Origin of the sequence: Reyranella sp., assembly GCF_017305915.1 — a bacterium.
Taxonomy (GTDB): Bacteria; Pseudomonadota; Alphaproteobacteria; order Reyranellales; family Reyranellaceae; genus Reyranella.
Genome location: NZ_JAFKJN010000015.1, coordinates 1 through 12,992, shown reverse-complemented (window position 1 = coordinate 12,992; position 12,992 = coordinate 1). Strand labels below are relative to the sequence as shown.

At 67.8% G+C, this 12,992-nt stretch carries 13 protein-coding genes and 1 pseudogene; 5 read left to right on the top strand and 9 right to left on the bottom strand.

All coding sequences use genetic code 11. The features are described 5' to 3' along the window. Nucleotides 1-36 precede the first annotated feature (36 nt). Nucleotides 37-1,431, top strand: a complete 1,395-nt coding sequence (locus tag J0J01_RS13485) for a malonyl-CoA decarboxylase family protein (RefSeq protein ID WP_296381361.1) — start codon at nt 37-39, stop codon at nt 1,429-1,431. A gap of 1 nt (nt 1,432) precedes the next feature. On the opposite strand, the pseudogene J0J01_RS13480 reads toward J0J01_RS13485, so the two are convergent. The 4 genes and pseudogenes from J0J01_RS13480 to J0J01_RS13465 all read right to left on the bottom strand — a co-directional run. Then, a pseudogene (locus tag J0J01_RS13480) lies at nt 1,433-2,407 on the bottom strand (patatin-like phospholipase family protein); the annotation flags it as partial. 152 nt (nt 2,408-2,559) lie between these two features. After that, on the bottom strand, nt 2,560-3,489 hold the full coding sequence (locus J0J01_RS13475) for an SMP-30/gluconolactonase/LRE family protein (RefSeq protein WP_296381735.1): 930 nt from the start codon (nt 3,487-3,489) through the stop codon (nt 2,560-2,562). A gap of 29 nt (nt 3,490-3,518) precedes the next feature. Then, complete coding sequence (locus J0J01_RS13470; RefSeq protein ID WP_296381360.1) at nt 3,519-4,301, bottom strand: enoyl-CoA hydratase-related protein; 783 nt, start codon at nt 4,299-4,301, stop codon at nt 3,519-3,521. A 4-nt stretch (nt 4,302-4,305) separates the two neighbouring features. Further along, complete coding sequence (locus J0J01_RS13465) at nt 4,306-5,103, bottom strand: enoyl-CoA hydratase-related protein (protein ID WP_296381359.1); 798 nt, start codon at nt 5,101-5,103, stop codon at nt 4,306-4,308. Between the two features lie 83 nt (nt 5,104-5,186). Between J0J01_RS13465 and J0J01_RS13460 the strand changes: the two genes are divergently transcribed. Then, nucleotides 5,187-5,633 carry a flavodoxin domain-containing protein gene (locus tag J0J01_RS13460; RefSeq protein ID WP_296381358.1) on the top strand — a complete coding sequence of 149 codons (447 nt, stop codon included), beginning with the start codon at nt 5,187-5,189 and terminating at the stop codon, nt 5,631-5,633. Nucleotides 5,634-5,815: 182 nt separating this feature from the next. Here the strand turns inward: J0J01_RS13460 and J0J01_RS13455 are convergent, their stop codons facing one another. Beyond that, entirely contained in the window at nt 5,816-6,955 is a 1,140-nt protein-coding gene (locus J0J01_RS13455) for a helix-turn-helix transcriptional regulator (protein ID WP_296381356.1), read from the bottom strand. Between the two features lie 8 nt (nt 6,956-6,963). Continuing rightward, nucleotides 6,964-8,100 (bottom strand): helix-turn-helix transcriptional regulator, encoded by a 1,137-nt coding sequence (locus tag J0J01_RS13450; RefSeq protein WP_296381354.1) that lies wholly within the window; start codon nt 8,098-8,100, stop codon nt 6,964-6,966. A 37-nt stretch (nt 8,101-8,137) separates the two neighbouring features. Between J0J01_RS13450 and J0J01_RS13445 the strand changes: the two genes are divergently transcribed. Continuing rightward, nucleotides 8,138-8,299: a hypothetical protein gene (locus J0J01_RS13445; RefSeq protein WP_296381352.1), complete on the top strand. Its 162-nt coding sequence runs from the start codon at nt 8,138-8,140 to the stop codon at nt 8,297-8,299. A gap of 11 nt (nt 8,300-8,310) precedes the next feature. On the opposite strand, the gene J0J01_RS13440 is transcribed toward J0J01_RS13445, so the two are convergent. The 3 genes from J0J01_RS13440 to J0J01_RS13430 form a co-directional block, all read right to left on the bottom strand. Next, a complete protein-coding gene (locus J0J01_RS13440; protein WP_296381350.1) occupies nt 8,311-9,027 on the bottom strand; it encodes a hypothetical protein in 717 nt (238 codons plus the stop codon). Next, nucleotides 9,020-9,823, bottom strand: coding sequence for a hypothetical protein (locus J0J01_RS13435; RefSeq protein ID WP_296381349.1), 804 nt, complete (start codon nt 9,821-9,823; stop codon nt 9,020-9,022). Before J0J01_RS13435 ends, J0J01_RS13440 begins: the two co-directional genes overlap by 8 nt. 145 nt (nt 9,824-9,968) lie before the next feature. Further along, on the bottom strand, nt 9,969-11,225 hold the full coding sequence (locus J0J01_RS13430; RefSeq protein WP_296381348.1) for a hypothetical protein: 1,257 nt from the start codon (nt 11,223-11,225) through the stop codon (nt 9,969-9,971). 133 nt (nt 11,226-11,358) lie between these two features. Between J0J01_RS13430 and J0J01_RS13425 the strand changes: the two genes are divergently transcribed. Next, complete coding sequence (locus J0J01_RS13425) at nt 11,359-12,153, top strand: hypothetical protein (RefSeq protein ID WP_296381346.1); 795 nt, start codon at nt 11,359-11,361, stop codon at nt 12,151-12,153. A 5-nt stretch (nt 12,154-12,158) separates the two neighbouring features. Beyond that, nucleotides 12,159-12,848: a hypothetical protein gene (locus J0J01_RS13420; RefSeq protein WP_296381344.1), complete on the top strand. Its 690-nt coding sequence runs from the start codon at nt 12,159-12,161 to the stop codon at nt 12,846-12,848. Nucleotides 12,849-12,992 lie beyond the last annotated feature (144 nt).

Below are 12,992 nucleotides of genomic sequence, written 5' to 3'. Positions count from 1 at the left end.
CTGCAGTGCCATGAGCGCCATGACATAATCGGCGTCATGGCTCTCCCCTTCTCCAACACTGCCGGCCGCACCATCGAGCGGCTGCGCACCGCCTTCATCGAGACCGCGCGCGGCGCCCGCGAGGCGGTCGGTGCGCCCTTGCGTCCCGACCTGCCCGACGACGACATCCCGCGGCTCCGGAACCGCATCGACGCCTGCCTCGAAGGCAAGGGCGGCGAGACCGCACGACGCGCCCGCGCCGCCGAGCTGGGGCAGGCCTACCTCTCGCTGTCGCCGGCCGGCCGCCGGAAGTTCCTGCTGACGCTGGCCAACGAGTACGGGCTGTCGCGCGAGGCGGCGATGGCCGAGGTCGAGCGCTGGCGCACGACCAAGGCGCCGCCGCGGGAGCTGGCGCGCTGGCTCGAGCCGCCGGCGATCCGGCTGCTGCGCGAGTTCGTCGGCGTGCCGCAGGGCGTGAAGTTCGTGGTCGACCTGCGTGCCGAGCTGCTGACGCTCGGAAAAACCGATGCTGCCGCGCGCACCCTGAGCGACGACCTGCGGCCCCTGCTCGGCGCCTGGTTCGATGTCGGCTTCCTCGACCTGGTGCGGATCGACTGGCGCGCCTCGGCGGCGCTGCTCGAGAAGCTGGTCGCCTACGAGGCGGTGCATGCCATCCGCTCGTGGCGCGACCTCAAGAACCGGCTGGATTCGGACCGGCGCTGCTTCGCCTTCTTCCATCCGCGCATGCCGGACGAGCCGCTGATCTTCGTCGAGGTGGCACTGGTCGACGGCATGGCGGGCAACGTGCAGCGCCTGCTCGACGCCAAGGCGGAGACCAGCGATGCCAAGCACGCCAACACGGCGATCTTCTACTCGATCTCCAACTGCCAGCAGGGGCTGGCCGGCATCAGCTTCGGCAACTTCCTGATCAAGCGGGTGGCCGAGCAGCTGGCGCGCGACCTGCCCAACATCCGCGACTTCGCCACCCTGTCGCCGATTCCGGGCCTGCGCCGCCACATCGACGAGCGGCTGAAGACCGAGGGCGACGAAGCGCTCACCCAGGGCGAGATCGCCTCGCTGGTGCCGGTGACCGACAAGGCCACAGGCGCCGCCGCGGTGCGCCAGCTACTCGACCGCCCGGTATGGTGGGAGGTGCCGGCGATCGACAAGGCGCTGCGCCCGATCCTGACCCGCATGGCGGCGCGCTACCTCACCGGCACCGACGCGCGCGGCCGTGCATTGGATCGCGTCGCCCACTTCCATCTCGGCAACGGCGCCATCGTCGAGCGGCTGAACTGGCTCGGCGACACCAGCGGCAACGGCCTCAAGCAGTCCTACGGCATGATGGTGAACTACCGCTACAAGCTCGGCGAGGTCGACGCCAACCACGCCGCCTACTCGACCGGCAAGGTCGTCGCCAGCCGCGACGTGCGCGCGGCGGCGCGGATCTAGCCTAGAAGCTGGAGGGCTGCGGCCAGGCAGATGCCGGCGGCAGGTCGCTGCGATACCAGCGGCGGATCGACTTGTCGGAGATGGCGTAACCCCAGTTGACCAGGGCGTTCCTCACCGGGTCGCCGTAGTCCGCGAGCCGCGTCGGCACGGCGGCCAGCTGCATCACGGTCGCCAAGGGGCAGTCGAGCCCACCCTGCTGGGCGTAGATCCCGGGATTGGTCGCGATCGACCAGTACGTGCCCTTCAGCTCCTTTGCGCCGTAGCGCCCGATCAGGTCTCGCCGACGCAGCGAGCGGACCTGGTTGTCGGTGATACCCAGCACGCGGTTAAGCTGCAGGTACCAGTTCCAATAGCTGGAGCCCGCCATGGCATGGGGAGCTCCGCCGTCGCTGACCAGCACGGTCGGCCAGCCGTCGAGAGGTTCGAGGCCATGATTGTCGTAGACGCCGCCGTCGGTGAGGACGGCGCGCTTGCGCACGTAGTCCGGCAAGGGTGGCGGCACGACGGCCTCGTCCTCCGGGGCGGGCCAGGGCTTCAGATCGTACTGGGTGAGATCGAGACGTGTCGGCGACAGGAACGGCGGAAAGCCCGACGACGCCGCGGCAGCACGCGCCAGCGAGAGCGCCGGATTGTCGATGCGGCCGACGCGCCAGTCCGCCATGTAGGGTCGCGAGAATCGCCACAGCGACCCCGTGGTGAGATTGGCCGAGCACAGGATGATGCGCGGCCCCACGTCATCCGCCGGCAGGTCCTGCAGCGTCGCGCCATGGAACAGCGCACGGTCGTAGTACCGGGCCATCGTGCTGGAGACGAGCCAGCCCTGCGTCACGAAGCCCATCGTTGCGCAGACCCGGTCCACGGTCACGCGGGAGAAGGCGAGGATCGGGTCGACGAAGACCTCGCGGAAATTGGCGGCGACCCCATCCGACCAGGTCAGGCGGGACCAGACGAGCCCCAGATAGGCTGCCGGGAGGGAGCCTCCCGATACGCGTCACCTGCTTCAGGAGCCCGAGCTCGTTCAGCCGGATCAATGCACCGGTGTGGAACAGGGCCGCCCGATAGCCCCCGCCCGAAAGGGCGAGAGCGATGCCGCTGCGGTCCTGGGTGATCTGCATCCCAGGGACAGATCTACTTGTTGAGGTAGTTCAGCTTCAGTCCGGGACGCGGCCATTCGAAGCTGACCAGCTTGCCGGTCATCGACAGGGTCGCGAACGCGGTACGCAAGTCCTTGCCGCCGAAGCAGACGTTGGTGACCATCGGGTCGGGCAGCTTGTACTGCGTCACCGACTGGCCGTCGGGCGAGATATCGGACACCGCGCCGGTGATCAGGGTGGCGACGCAGATGTGGCCGGCCGAATCGACGGCCAGCGAATCGAACATCTGGTAGCCGCCGAGACCGGCGATCACGCGGCCCTTCTCGCCGCGATAGGGGCCGTTGGCGTCCTTGATCACGCCCGGTGCGGAGAGCTCGAAGGCCCAGCAGCGCGCGGTCGGCGTCTCGACGACGTAGAGCGTCTTCTCGTCGGGCGACAGGCCGCAGCCGTTGGGTCGCTCGAGCGGGAACACCTTCTGCTCGATCTTCGAGCCGTCGGCCTTGGCGTAGTAGACGGCGCCACGATCGCTGTCGTGCTCGCGCGTCTTGCCGAGGTCGGTGAACCAGAAGCCACCGTCCTTGTCGAACACGATGTCGTTCGGCCCGTTGAGCTTCCGACCGTTGCACGAGTCGTACATCGTCTCGAACTTCCCGGTCTCGGGATCGACCACCTGGATCGAGCCGCCTTTGTAGTTCGCGGGCTGCGTGCCGGGGAACAGGCGACCGTCGGGCCGCTCGATCCAGTTGAAGCCGCCGTTATTGCAGACATAGATCTTGCCGTTCGGGCCCATCGCCGCGCCGTTGGGGCCGCCGCCCAGCTTGGCGATGATGTGCTGCTTGCCGTCGGGCATGACGCGGGTCAGCGTCTCGCGCGCGATCTCGACCAGGATCACCGAGCCGTCGGGCATCGCGATCGGGCCCTCCGGGAACTTGAGGCCCGAGGTGATCTCCCTGTTTGGCGTCATGCCTGGCGGCGTCGTCATCGTCGTTTCCCCTATTTGCCCTTGAAGTTGGCCTTGCGCTTGCCGAGGAACGCCTGGACGCCCTCGCGGAAATCCTCGCTGCGGCCGAGCTCGCGCTGGAAGTCGCGCTCGAGGTCGAGCTGTGCCGCGAGGTCGTTGCCGTTGGCGCGGTTCATCGCCTCCTTGATGCGGGCGAGCGACAGCGTCGGGCCGTCGGCGAGGCGCCGCGCCAGCTCGGTCGCCTTGGGCATCAGCTCGGCATCCTCGACGACGTCCCAGATCAGGCCCCAGTCCTTGGCCTGCTCGGCCTTGATCTGCGGCGCCAGCAGGGCGAGCGCGCGGGCCCGCTGCTCGCCGACCAGCCGCGGCAGGAACCAGGTGCTGCCGCCGTCGGGCAGCAGGCCGATGCGCGCAAAGGCCTGCAGGAACGAGGCGGACTTCGCCGCGATCGCGATGTCCGAGGCGAGCGCGAAGCTCATGCCGACGCCGGCCGCCACGCCGTTCACCGCCGCCACGATCGGCTTGGGCAGCCCGCGCATCGTGCGGATGACCGGATTGAAGAACTTGTCGAGCGCCGCGCCCGAATCGGCGTCGTTGGCGCGTTCGGGATCGGCGAGATCGGCGCCGGCGCAGAAGCCGCGGCCCTCGCCGGTCAGCAGAACGGCGCGCACCGAGGCGTCGGCGGCGATGTCCTCCCACGCCGACTTGATCTCGGCGATCATCTTGCGCGAGACCGCGTTCAGCTTCTCCGGCTGGCGGAGGGTCAAGGTCGCGAGCCCGTCCTGCTTGTCGAGGGAGATCTGGCTGTAGGTCATCGTCTCACTGTCCCTTGAATTGCGCCGGCCGCTTGGCGCGGAACGCCGCAACGCCCTCGCGGGCATCCGCGCTCTTGCCCAGCATGCGCTGGCTGTCGCGCTCGAGGTCGAGCTGCCGGTCGAGCGTGTTGGTGGCGGCCGCGTCGATCGCCTGCTTGATCGCGGCATAGGAGAGCGTCGGCCCCGAGGCGAGCCGACGGGCGAGCTTCGTCGCCTCATCCATCAGCGCGGCGTCGTCGACCACCTGCCAGATCATGCCCATGCGCTCCGCCTCCTCTGCGCTGAGCGAGCTGCCGAGCATGGCGAGCGCCCGGGCGCGCGCATCGCCCACCAGGTGCGGCAGGAACCAGGTGCCGCCGAGGTCGGGGATCAGCGAGATGCGCACGAAGGCCTGGTCGAAACGGGCCGAACGCGCGGCCAGGATGACGTCGCAGGCCAGCGCGAAGTTGGCGCCGCCGCCGGCCGCCACGCCGTTGATCGCGCCGACGATCGGCTTGGGCAGCGCCCGCATGGCGCGGATCATGGGATTGAAGATGCGGTCCATGTTGGCGCCGAGATCGGGCGGTGTCGCGGCCTTGGCATCGACGGTGCCGCCGCCGGCGAGATCGGCGCCGGCGCAGAAGCCGCGGCCGGTGCCGGTCAGCAGCACGGCGCGGATCGCCGGATCGTCCTGCGCGCGCGCGAGCTCGCGGTTCATCGCCTCGATCAGGGCGTTGTTCATGGCGTTCAGGCGCTGCGGGCGGTTGAGCGTCAGGGTGAGCACGCCCTCCGCGACGGCCGACAGGACCGGTGTTTCCTCCATGCCGGCAGACTGGCACGCCGCACCGGGCCTGCGCTATCCGGCCGCGTCGCAGGGCGGACGGCGGTTTCGTATGTCCGATGCGGATGGCGAGGATCCTGATCCTGGTCGGCACCGAATCGGGCAACGCCCAGATGGTGGCCGACGCGCTGAAGCCGGTGCTGGTCGCGGCCGGCCACAAGGTCGACGTCACAGACAAGGCGGCAACCGTCGCCGACCTGCAATCGCACGAGGTCTTCCTCGTGGTCTGCGCCACCCACGGTTCGGGCGACATCCCGACCAACATCCTGCCGCTCGCCGAGGCGCTGGAGCGCGGGCGGCCCGACCTCTCCGGCCATCGCTACGGCGTGGTCGCGCTCGGCGACATGACCTACCAGGACACCTTCTGCGGCGGCGGCAAGCAGCTCGACCGCGTGTTCGCGCTGTGCCGGGCGAAGAGGCTCGGCGAGCGGCTCGAGGTCGATGCCTCCTCCCAGCCGCTGCCCGACGAGGAGGCGCTGGCCTGGATCGAGAGCTGGAAGGGACTGGTCTAGCGCAGAGTCCGCGCAAAGCCCGCGAGTCCGCAGGAGCGCAGACCAGCTCCCCCCACCTATCCTGGGCATTGGAACGACAAAAGAATGCCCGAAAACCATGGGGTCGGAACCCCGTCCATCGCCCACAATGACCGCGCCAGCGCGAGGATTTCCACAGGCATGGGCCTCTGGGCACGCTCAATTCATGAACCGCCCCGGCGCGGTCGCGTCTTCTGCGACAGGCGCAGCAGCAGAGCCACCAGCTCGCTTTGCCGGTGCGCGCCGGTCTTGTCGAACACCGCCTTGAGATGGGCTCGCGCGGTCTCGTAGACGATGCCGAGCTCATCCGCCGCCTGCCTCGGCGACAGCCCGCCGGCGACCAGCGTGGCGATCCGCGATTCCGCCGGCGACAGGCCGAACGCCCGCGCCATCAGCGCCGACTCCGGCACGGGTTCGGCCTCCAGGTCGGTCAGCACGAGCAACGTCCGCGCCCCCAGGAAGGGCGTCCGCGCCGCGCCATCCACCGGCAGCACGCGCACGATCACCGGCCGCCGGCCCGATCGCTGCACGACGATGGAGGCGCAAGGCAAGGTCGACGTGTCGGGCGTGAGGCGCATGCGATCGACCAGGCCGGCAAGCGCAGCGCTCGCCTGCTTGTCGCGCACGACGAGCCTGTGGTTGCAAAGACGCATCTCGTTGTCGAACAGCCGTGCGGCCCCCGGATTGAAATCCAGCACGAAGCCCCGCCGGTCGAGCGCCAGCGCGGGCTGATGGACGAGCTCGAGCGCATTGGTCATGCCCGCCAATGCCACCCGACCCACCGCCTGCGAGAGCGTCGCCGCCTCGCTGAGCCGCCGCGAAAGCCGGCCGAAGATGCGCTTGTCTTCCTGCTCGTACGGACCGTCCCGCCAGGCCCGCTGAATCGAGAGGCCCCACAAGGAGGGGCCGGACCAGAAGCCAATGGCCGAGAACCAGCCCAGCCCCTTCGGGATCATCAGTTCGGCATAGAGGCCGAGGGATTTCATCTCCTCGGGCGTGACCAGGTCCTGGTCGATGATCGCCGTCTGGCCGCGCAGCAGCAGGGGAACGCCGCGGTCCGCCCGCACGTCGCGCTGGTGCCAACCCTCCGCGAAGTAGTTCTTGCGCAAAAAGTCATCGAGGCCCGACGTGCGCGGGACATCGGACGTCCGCACGTCGCTTTGCAGCAGCACCGCGCCGGTGGCCCCCGCCGCGGCGCTGATCTCTTCCATGATCTCGGGCCAAATCGCAGGATCGACTGCCGCGTCGCTCAACCTGGCGTTCGCGCGCTTCAGTCGTGCCCGGTCGATCCTGTCCCCGCCCATGACCGTCCTCAGACCCCGCGGCGCGGCCGCATCTTGTGCGAGAGCCGCAGCAGCAGCGCCACCAGCTCGCTCTGCCGGTGCGTGCCGGTCTTGTCGAACACCGCCTTGAGATGGGCGCGTGCGGTCTCGTAGACGATGCCGAGTTCGTCCGCTGCCTGTCGCGGCGACAGCCCGCCGGCGACCAGCGTGGCGATCCGCGATTCTGCCGGCGACAGGCCGAAGGCCCGCGCCATCAGCGCCGAGTCCGGCACAGGCTCGGTCTCGAGGTCGCTCAGCACGAGCAGCGCACGCGCGCCCAGGAAGGGCGTGCGCGCTGCGCCGTCCACCGGCAGCACGCGCACGATCACCGGCCGCTTGCCCGACCGCTGCACGACGATGGGCGCGCAGGGCAAGGTCGCCGTGTCGGGAATGAGTCGCATGCGGTCGACGAACGCAGCCAGCGCAGCACTTGCCTGCTTGTCGCGCACGACGAGTCTGTGGTTGCACAGACGTATCTCGCCATCGAACAGCCGTTCGGCCGCCGGATTGAGATGCAGCACGAAGCCCCGCCGGTCGAGCGCCAGCGCGGGCTGATGGACGAGCTGGAGTGCATTGGTCATGCCCGCCAATGCCACGCGACCCACCGCCTGCGAGAGCGTCGCCGCTTCGCTGAGCCGGCGCGAAAGCCGGCCGATGACGCGCCTGTCGTGCTCTTCATAGGGGCCGTCGCGCCAGGCCCGCTGAATCGAGAGGCCCCAATGGGCCGGCCCGGACTGGAACCCGATCGCGACGAACCAACCCAACCCGAAGGGCAGGAGCGATTCGGCGTAGAGGCCGAGGGATTTCATCTCCTCCGGCGTGACCAGGTCCTGATCGATGATCGCCGTCTGGCCCCGCAGCAGCAAAGGGACGCCGCGATCGGCGCGCACGTCGCGCTTGTGCCAGCCATCGGCGAAGTAGCTCTTGCGGAAATAGTCATCGACGCCCGGCGTGCGCGGGACATCGGACGTCCGCGCGTCGCTTTGCAGTAGCGCTGCACCGACGCCGCCCGCTGCGGCGCTAATCTCTTCCATGATCTCGGGCCAGACCGCAGAATCAATCGCCGCGTCGCCCAACCTGGCGTTCGCGCGCTTCAGTCGTGCCCGGTCGATCTTGCCCCCGCCCATGATCGCCTAGGATGCCCCCGCCTCCAAGGTCGAGCATATGACCGCCGAGATCGGCGAATCAAGTTGCATCACCCAATTGGGTAATGTGGCATTGGCTATGATCGAGCGCGGCGGAGGAAGGCCGTCGCGCTCCCATTCATTCGACGTCGATCCTGATCATCTTGCCGTCGGGGCCGTCGATCACGGACGAACCCCGTGATGGATGGGCCCTCACGACGGATCGGAAAGCAGCCTGTTCACGTCCCGCTCCACGATCGCGCAGCCCGTTGCCCGCAGGCTTAACCTTTCCGAAGGGTGGAGCGCGTAACGATCATTGTTGCGGATGTCGGTGGTTTCCGCGAAATCCAGGACCTGGCACTTGTCGCCGGCAATGCGGATCTTCAGGCGCTTGCGGTAAGTTGTATCCACGCGGCGTGGACCCGTGAGCGAGTCCGACAAGGATATGTGCGCCTCGAGCTCGCCCGACATCTCCAGGACGTTGCCCTGAACGCTCATGCTGCTGGAGTAGACGACATCCCCGGGCGCGGACTCCACGACGCGGCCGTCGTCGAAGACTCTGCGAGATCCCGTGCACGGGATCCTGGCGCTGCTTTGGGGTCGGTTCGGGACAAAGAGGATGGACCACTTGCTCGGCCCCTGCTTCGTGACGCAACCGTTGCCCCTCAGACTGGGCGAGATCACGGTGTTGCCGATCACCACGAGATACTCGCTGGCCGCGTAGGTCGAGCCCTTGTCGGAACTGCCGGGATAGCTGTTCTCCGCTGTACCATCGATCTTGATCGCCTTGCCGTTGAGGCTGGAGAGATCGAACGGTTCGCTGGGTGCCGAAGGCGCCGTGGTTGCCACCGGCTGGCCGTCGGGCGTGCAGGCCACGGCCATCAACAGCAGGAACAGGGCGGCCGTGCGCGCGATGACACTCTCAGTCACAGACGAAGTCTCCATTGACGGATACGCATTTGGTCGTGGGCTTGGCCGCACCGGGAGCCGTCTTCCGCTGGTCTGCCAGGCCGGCAAACAGCTTCACCCGATAGGCCTCGATGCGGTCGGCGATGTCCGGACGGTAGGCTTCCGTGGCCAATGCCTTGGCCTTGAAGAACTCGGTGTAGGCCGCCGCCGTCTGCTTCTCCGCCGTCAAGGCCAGCGCCTCCTGCAGATGCAGCAGTGCATCCATGGCCTTCATGTCTTTCAGATATTCGTAGTCGCCGGAGCGCTCGTAAGCGCGCTTGAAGTAGTCGAACGCCGTGCCGTAGTTGCCGGCCTGCGCGTAACTGCGGCCGTCTGCCGCGTAAACCTCGGCCTCCGCCTTGGTCTGCGCTTTCCTGGCCGCGTATTCAGCATCCCATTGCCTTTGACGTTCCTGCGCCTCGATCTCGGCCTGGCTCGGGCCGGACCTGCTGCCGAGGATGCCGACCAGCGCGCTCACCAGATCGAGGCCCGCGGCGCCCAGCGCCATGCCGGCGGCAATGCGCTGGTTCTGCACGGGATTGCCGGAGTAGGTGGACCGCGCGCTCGGCGTGCCGTTCGGCACGCATTTCCACGAGAGGCCTGCGCCGTCGTTCTCCGACCCGACATGCCGGCCCCCGCCGCAGTAGGGATCCGCCGCCGCCGGGCCTGCGGCTCCTGCCAGCAGGATGGCGACCACACCGGCTCCGGCCCCCTTCATTGCCAGCCCGATGGCCTGCCGTCGTCGGTCGATGAGGGCCGCTATGGCACGTCGCGTCATTTGATCTCCCCCGCTCGCAATCCCCCTCAGCGCATTCTACGGGGACCGCAGCGGCCGCACATTACCCAATTGGGTAAGCGCCGCTGGTAAGCCGAGCCGCACGATCCTCGCCACCGAGGCAGCAGGTCCTGATTCAGCAAGCTGGTCAGGGCTGGCGCGTCAGGGTGCCGGTGAGGACACGTCCGTCGGCCAGCGAGCGCTTCAGCGATAGGCTTTGGCCCTGCAAGGCGATCTCGTTGAGGGGCGGCGCGCTATTTTGCGGCTTCAGACGATCACCCTCGATTCTGGCCGCATATCGTATCGAGACCATGTTGAACTCGCGGTTCGGGCCGGCGTCCAAGGCGTAGATGTAGCTCGCAGTGTCGCCATTCACCTGGTCGACGACGATGAGCGCCTGCTGGTTGATCTGATCCAGCTTGCCCTGCCAGCGGCCGAGGAAGCGCGCCGGGCCGCCGCCCGGCGGCGGCACCATCAAGCCAGCGGGCAGCAGGAACGTCGGCAGGCTGGCCGGCGGCGGGCAACGCACCTCGCCTGCCGGCGCCTGAGCCGGATCCATGAAATTCCTGATGCAATCGCCGAACCAGGCGTCGAACTGCGGCGTCGTCCCCGCGCCATGGCCGTTGACCGGCAAGCCCTCGCCGAACAGCACGAATGGCCGGCCCGTGCCTTGCAGCACCTGTCGCGCCTTGGGCCAGATCGGGTCGCCATCGCGATTGGGGTGGTATTTGTCGTTGGGCGGGAACGCCAGGACAATGCGGCCATTCTTCTGCGCCGCCAGTGTGTCGAGGATCTGCTTGTCGAGCACGGGGTAGGTCCCGCTCGTGCTGCTGCTGCCACCGGTCGGGGCATCCGACCCGTGGCCCGGCGCGGTGGCCAGCACGCCATGGAAGAGTCCGGGGGCGCGCGCATTGGCCTCGACCGCGATCGCCCCGCCGAACGATTGGCCGGCGGCGATCAGACGCTGGTAGCCCTGCGCTTTCGCCTGCTGGGCTCGCGCGATCAGCTCGTCGACATGCTTGGTGCCGGCGGTCCAGCAGTTCAGAAGAGTGCCGGAGGAATTGCGGCAGCTCTCGTAGAGATTGTTGCGGTTGAGCTTGACGACATCCCAGCCGTCGCGCACCAGCCGCGCGACCACCGGCGGCACCGGAAACTGGTATTGCGGAAGATCGCGATTCACGCCGTGGTTCAGGAGGATCAATCCCTTGGCCACGGCCGGCCCCTTCATGGGCTGATCGCAGAAGCCGTATTCCAGCCAGTAGGATCGCCCGTCGGGCTTCTGCCCGCAGGCCAGCGCAGGGTCGCCGCCGGGCGGCACGGGCAGCTTGTCCTGAGCGGACGCCGCGAACGACACAACCACGAGCGCGACGCCCGATGCCCACGCCCAGAACCGCTTGCCAGCCATATGCGCTCCCTGCCCCACAGAGGTGAAGCGCTACTGTGCCGCCGCAGCCGACAGAGCACATTACCCAATTGGGTAATGTGTGGCGGCTGCGATCTCCGTAGGATGCGTCCAAGGGAATCTCGGGGGAGATCAGATGACACGACGAACAACAGCGATGTTCGTCGACCGGCGACGGTTGGCTATCGGCTTGGCAGCGAAGGGCGCCGGCGCCGGTCTGTTCGCCCTCGTGCTGGCGGGAGCCGCCGGCCCGGCGGCGGCCGATTCCTACTGCGGCGCGGGCCGCCATGTCGGCGCGGAGAATGACGGCGCGGGCATGTCGTGGCGCTGCGTGCCGGACGGCGCCGCCCGGTCGCTGCCGAGCGGCTCCTACGGTGGTGGTGGTGGTGGCGGCAGCGGCGCGGCTGCCGGCGTCGGGGCCGCCGCTGCGGGATTGGAGGGCCTGGCTGCCCTCCTCTCGATCGCGAGCATGCTGGGATCGCGGATTTCCGCACCTGATGCGAACGGGCCGGTTGTCCACGACGTTGACCGGGCGAAAGCCGACGCCAGGAGCCGCGACCTGAATCGCCAAGCGATCTCTGCCATGCAGGCTGGCCGATTCGATCTCGCCGCCGAGCTCTTCAACGACGCCGCTGTCGCAGCCTGGGACGAAGAAGCCAAACGAGCCAACGAGCGCAACGCCCAAATTGCAGATGCGGAGCGCATGCTTGTTCAGGGATATATCTGGGAGCAGAAGGGAGACTCGGCGAAGGCGAGCCAGTTCTACCTTCGCGGCAAGCAGGCGGCAGACGCCGCCGGCTCGGGAGATCTGGCAGGCAAGCTCTCTGCCTACAACGATCGGCTCATGGCACGGGCAGGTGGGGCCAAGAGCGGCGTGAAAGACACACACACGACCTGCGTCCCCATCAACGGTCAAGTATTCTGTAGGTGATCCCGATGCGCTCCTATTTCTGGCCGCTCCTCGGCATCGTCGTCTCCGGCTGTGTGGCAAGCGGCGATGGAACGACACCGTCAACAGCTTCAACGCAGCCGGCCGAACGCCAAGGCCCGCAGGTTGTGAAACGCGAAGCGGTTGACTGGGGACCGCTCAATTCCCTTGCCGCCATTCAGCTCGCAAGCCTGAGCTTTTCCGACGACGCTTCCACCAACTCCGCTGGCAGCGCGAGACTGCTGGTCTTTCCACAGCAGGAATTCATCACTCTTCCTATGGAGGACTCGGGAAATTGTCGGTTTCGGGGACAGCTGCAGAATTTCTCCTTCGTCGCGTCGCCCGGCGCGGAGGTATCGGATCAAGTGACATGCACGGCTCGGGGGATTTTTCGCTATCGCGTATCGGTGAGCTACACGACGACGACGACGTTCGCGGCCGACACGCTCACGATCGACGCCAAAGCGCGCATCCATACCGAATGGTATAGTGACGACGATCGGATTGTTGACCGCGAAGACGTCGCAAAGGAACTGCACGGCTCCATCCGGATCACGGGAACGAACTGTCACGTGATCGCGTGGCGCGACGTCTCTTCGGGCAACAAGCAGTACAGGCAGGAGCCCTCCAAGCATATTCGCAAGACACACGAAGCGACCGCCAGCACGACGTGTCGTGTGGAGCGAGCCGGCAGCTAGCCTGCATTTCTCACCGAGAGGTAGATTGGCAGGCGGCGCGAGAGCGGTATGCGGAGGTTGAGCAGGCGTGCCGAAGGCGTCTGTCGGAAGCTGGTTTTGGCCGTGCGCCGTTGGCCGCGGGATGGCGGTGCGGAGGGCAATCGC

Excerpts from the sequence above, each read along its gene's own strand:
- J0J01_RS13455 (WP_296381356.1), bottom strand. The coding sequence starts at position 6,955 with ATGGGCGGGGACAGGATCGACCGGGCACGACTGAAGCGCGCGAACGCC.
- J0J01_RS13485 (WP_296381361.1), top strand. The coding sequence starts at position 37 with ATGGCTCTCCCCTTCTCCAACACTGCCGGCCGCACCATCGAGCGGCTG.
- J0J01_RS13450 (WP_296381354.1), bottom strand. The coding sequence starts at position 8,100 with ATGGGCGGGGGCAAGATCGACCGGGCACGACTGAAGCGCGCGAACGCC.
- J0J01_RS13425 (WP_296381346.1), top strand. The coding sequence starts at position 11,359 with ATGACACGACGAACAACAGCGATGTTCGTCGACCGGCGACGGTTGGCT.
- J0J01_RS13475 (WP_296381735.1), bottom strand. The coding sequence starts at position 3,489 with ATGACGCCAAACAGGGAGATCACCTCGGGCCTCAAGTTCCCGGAGGGC.
- J0J01_RS13445 (WP_296381352.1), top strand. The coding sequence starts at position 8,138 with ATGACCGCCGAGATCGGCGAATCAAGTTGCATCACCCAATTGGGTAAT.
- J0J01_RS13430 (WP_296381348.1), bottom strand. The coding sequence starts at position 11,225 with ATGGCTGGCAAGCGGTTCTGGGCGTGGGCATCGGGCGTCGCGCTCGTG.
- J0J01_RS13470 (WP_296381360.1), bottom strand. The coding sequence starts at position 4,301 with ATGACCTACAGCCAGATCTCCCTCGACAAGCAGGACGGGCTCGCGACC.
- J0J01_RS13465 (WP_296381359.1), bottom strand. The coding sequence starts at position 5,103 with ATGGAGGAAACACCGGTCCTGTCGGCCGTCGCGGAGGGCGTGCTCACC.
- J0J01_RS13460 (WP_296381358.1), top strand. The coding sequence starts at position 5,187 with ATGGCGAGGATCCTGATCCTGGTCGGCACCGAATCGGGCAACGCCCAG.
- J0J01_RS13435 (WP_296381349.1), bottom strand. The coding sequence starts at position 9,823 with ATGACGCGACGTGCCATAGCGGCCCTCATCGACCGACGACGGCAGGCC.
- J0J01_RS13420 (WP_296381344.1), top strand. The coding sequence starts at position 12,159 with ATGCGCTCCTATTTCTGGCCGCTCCTCGGCATCGTCGTCTCCGGCTGT.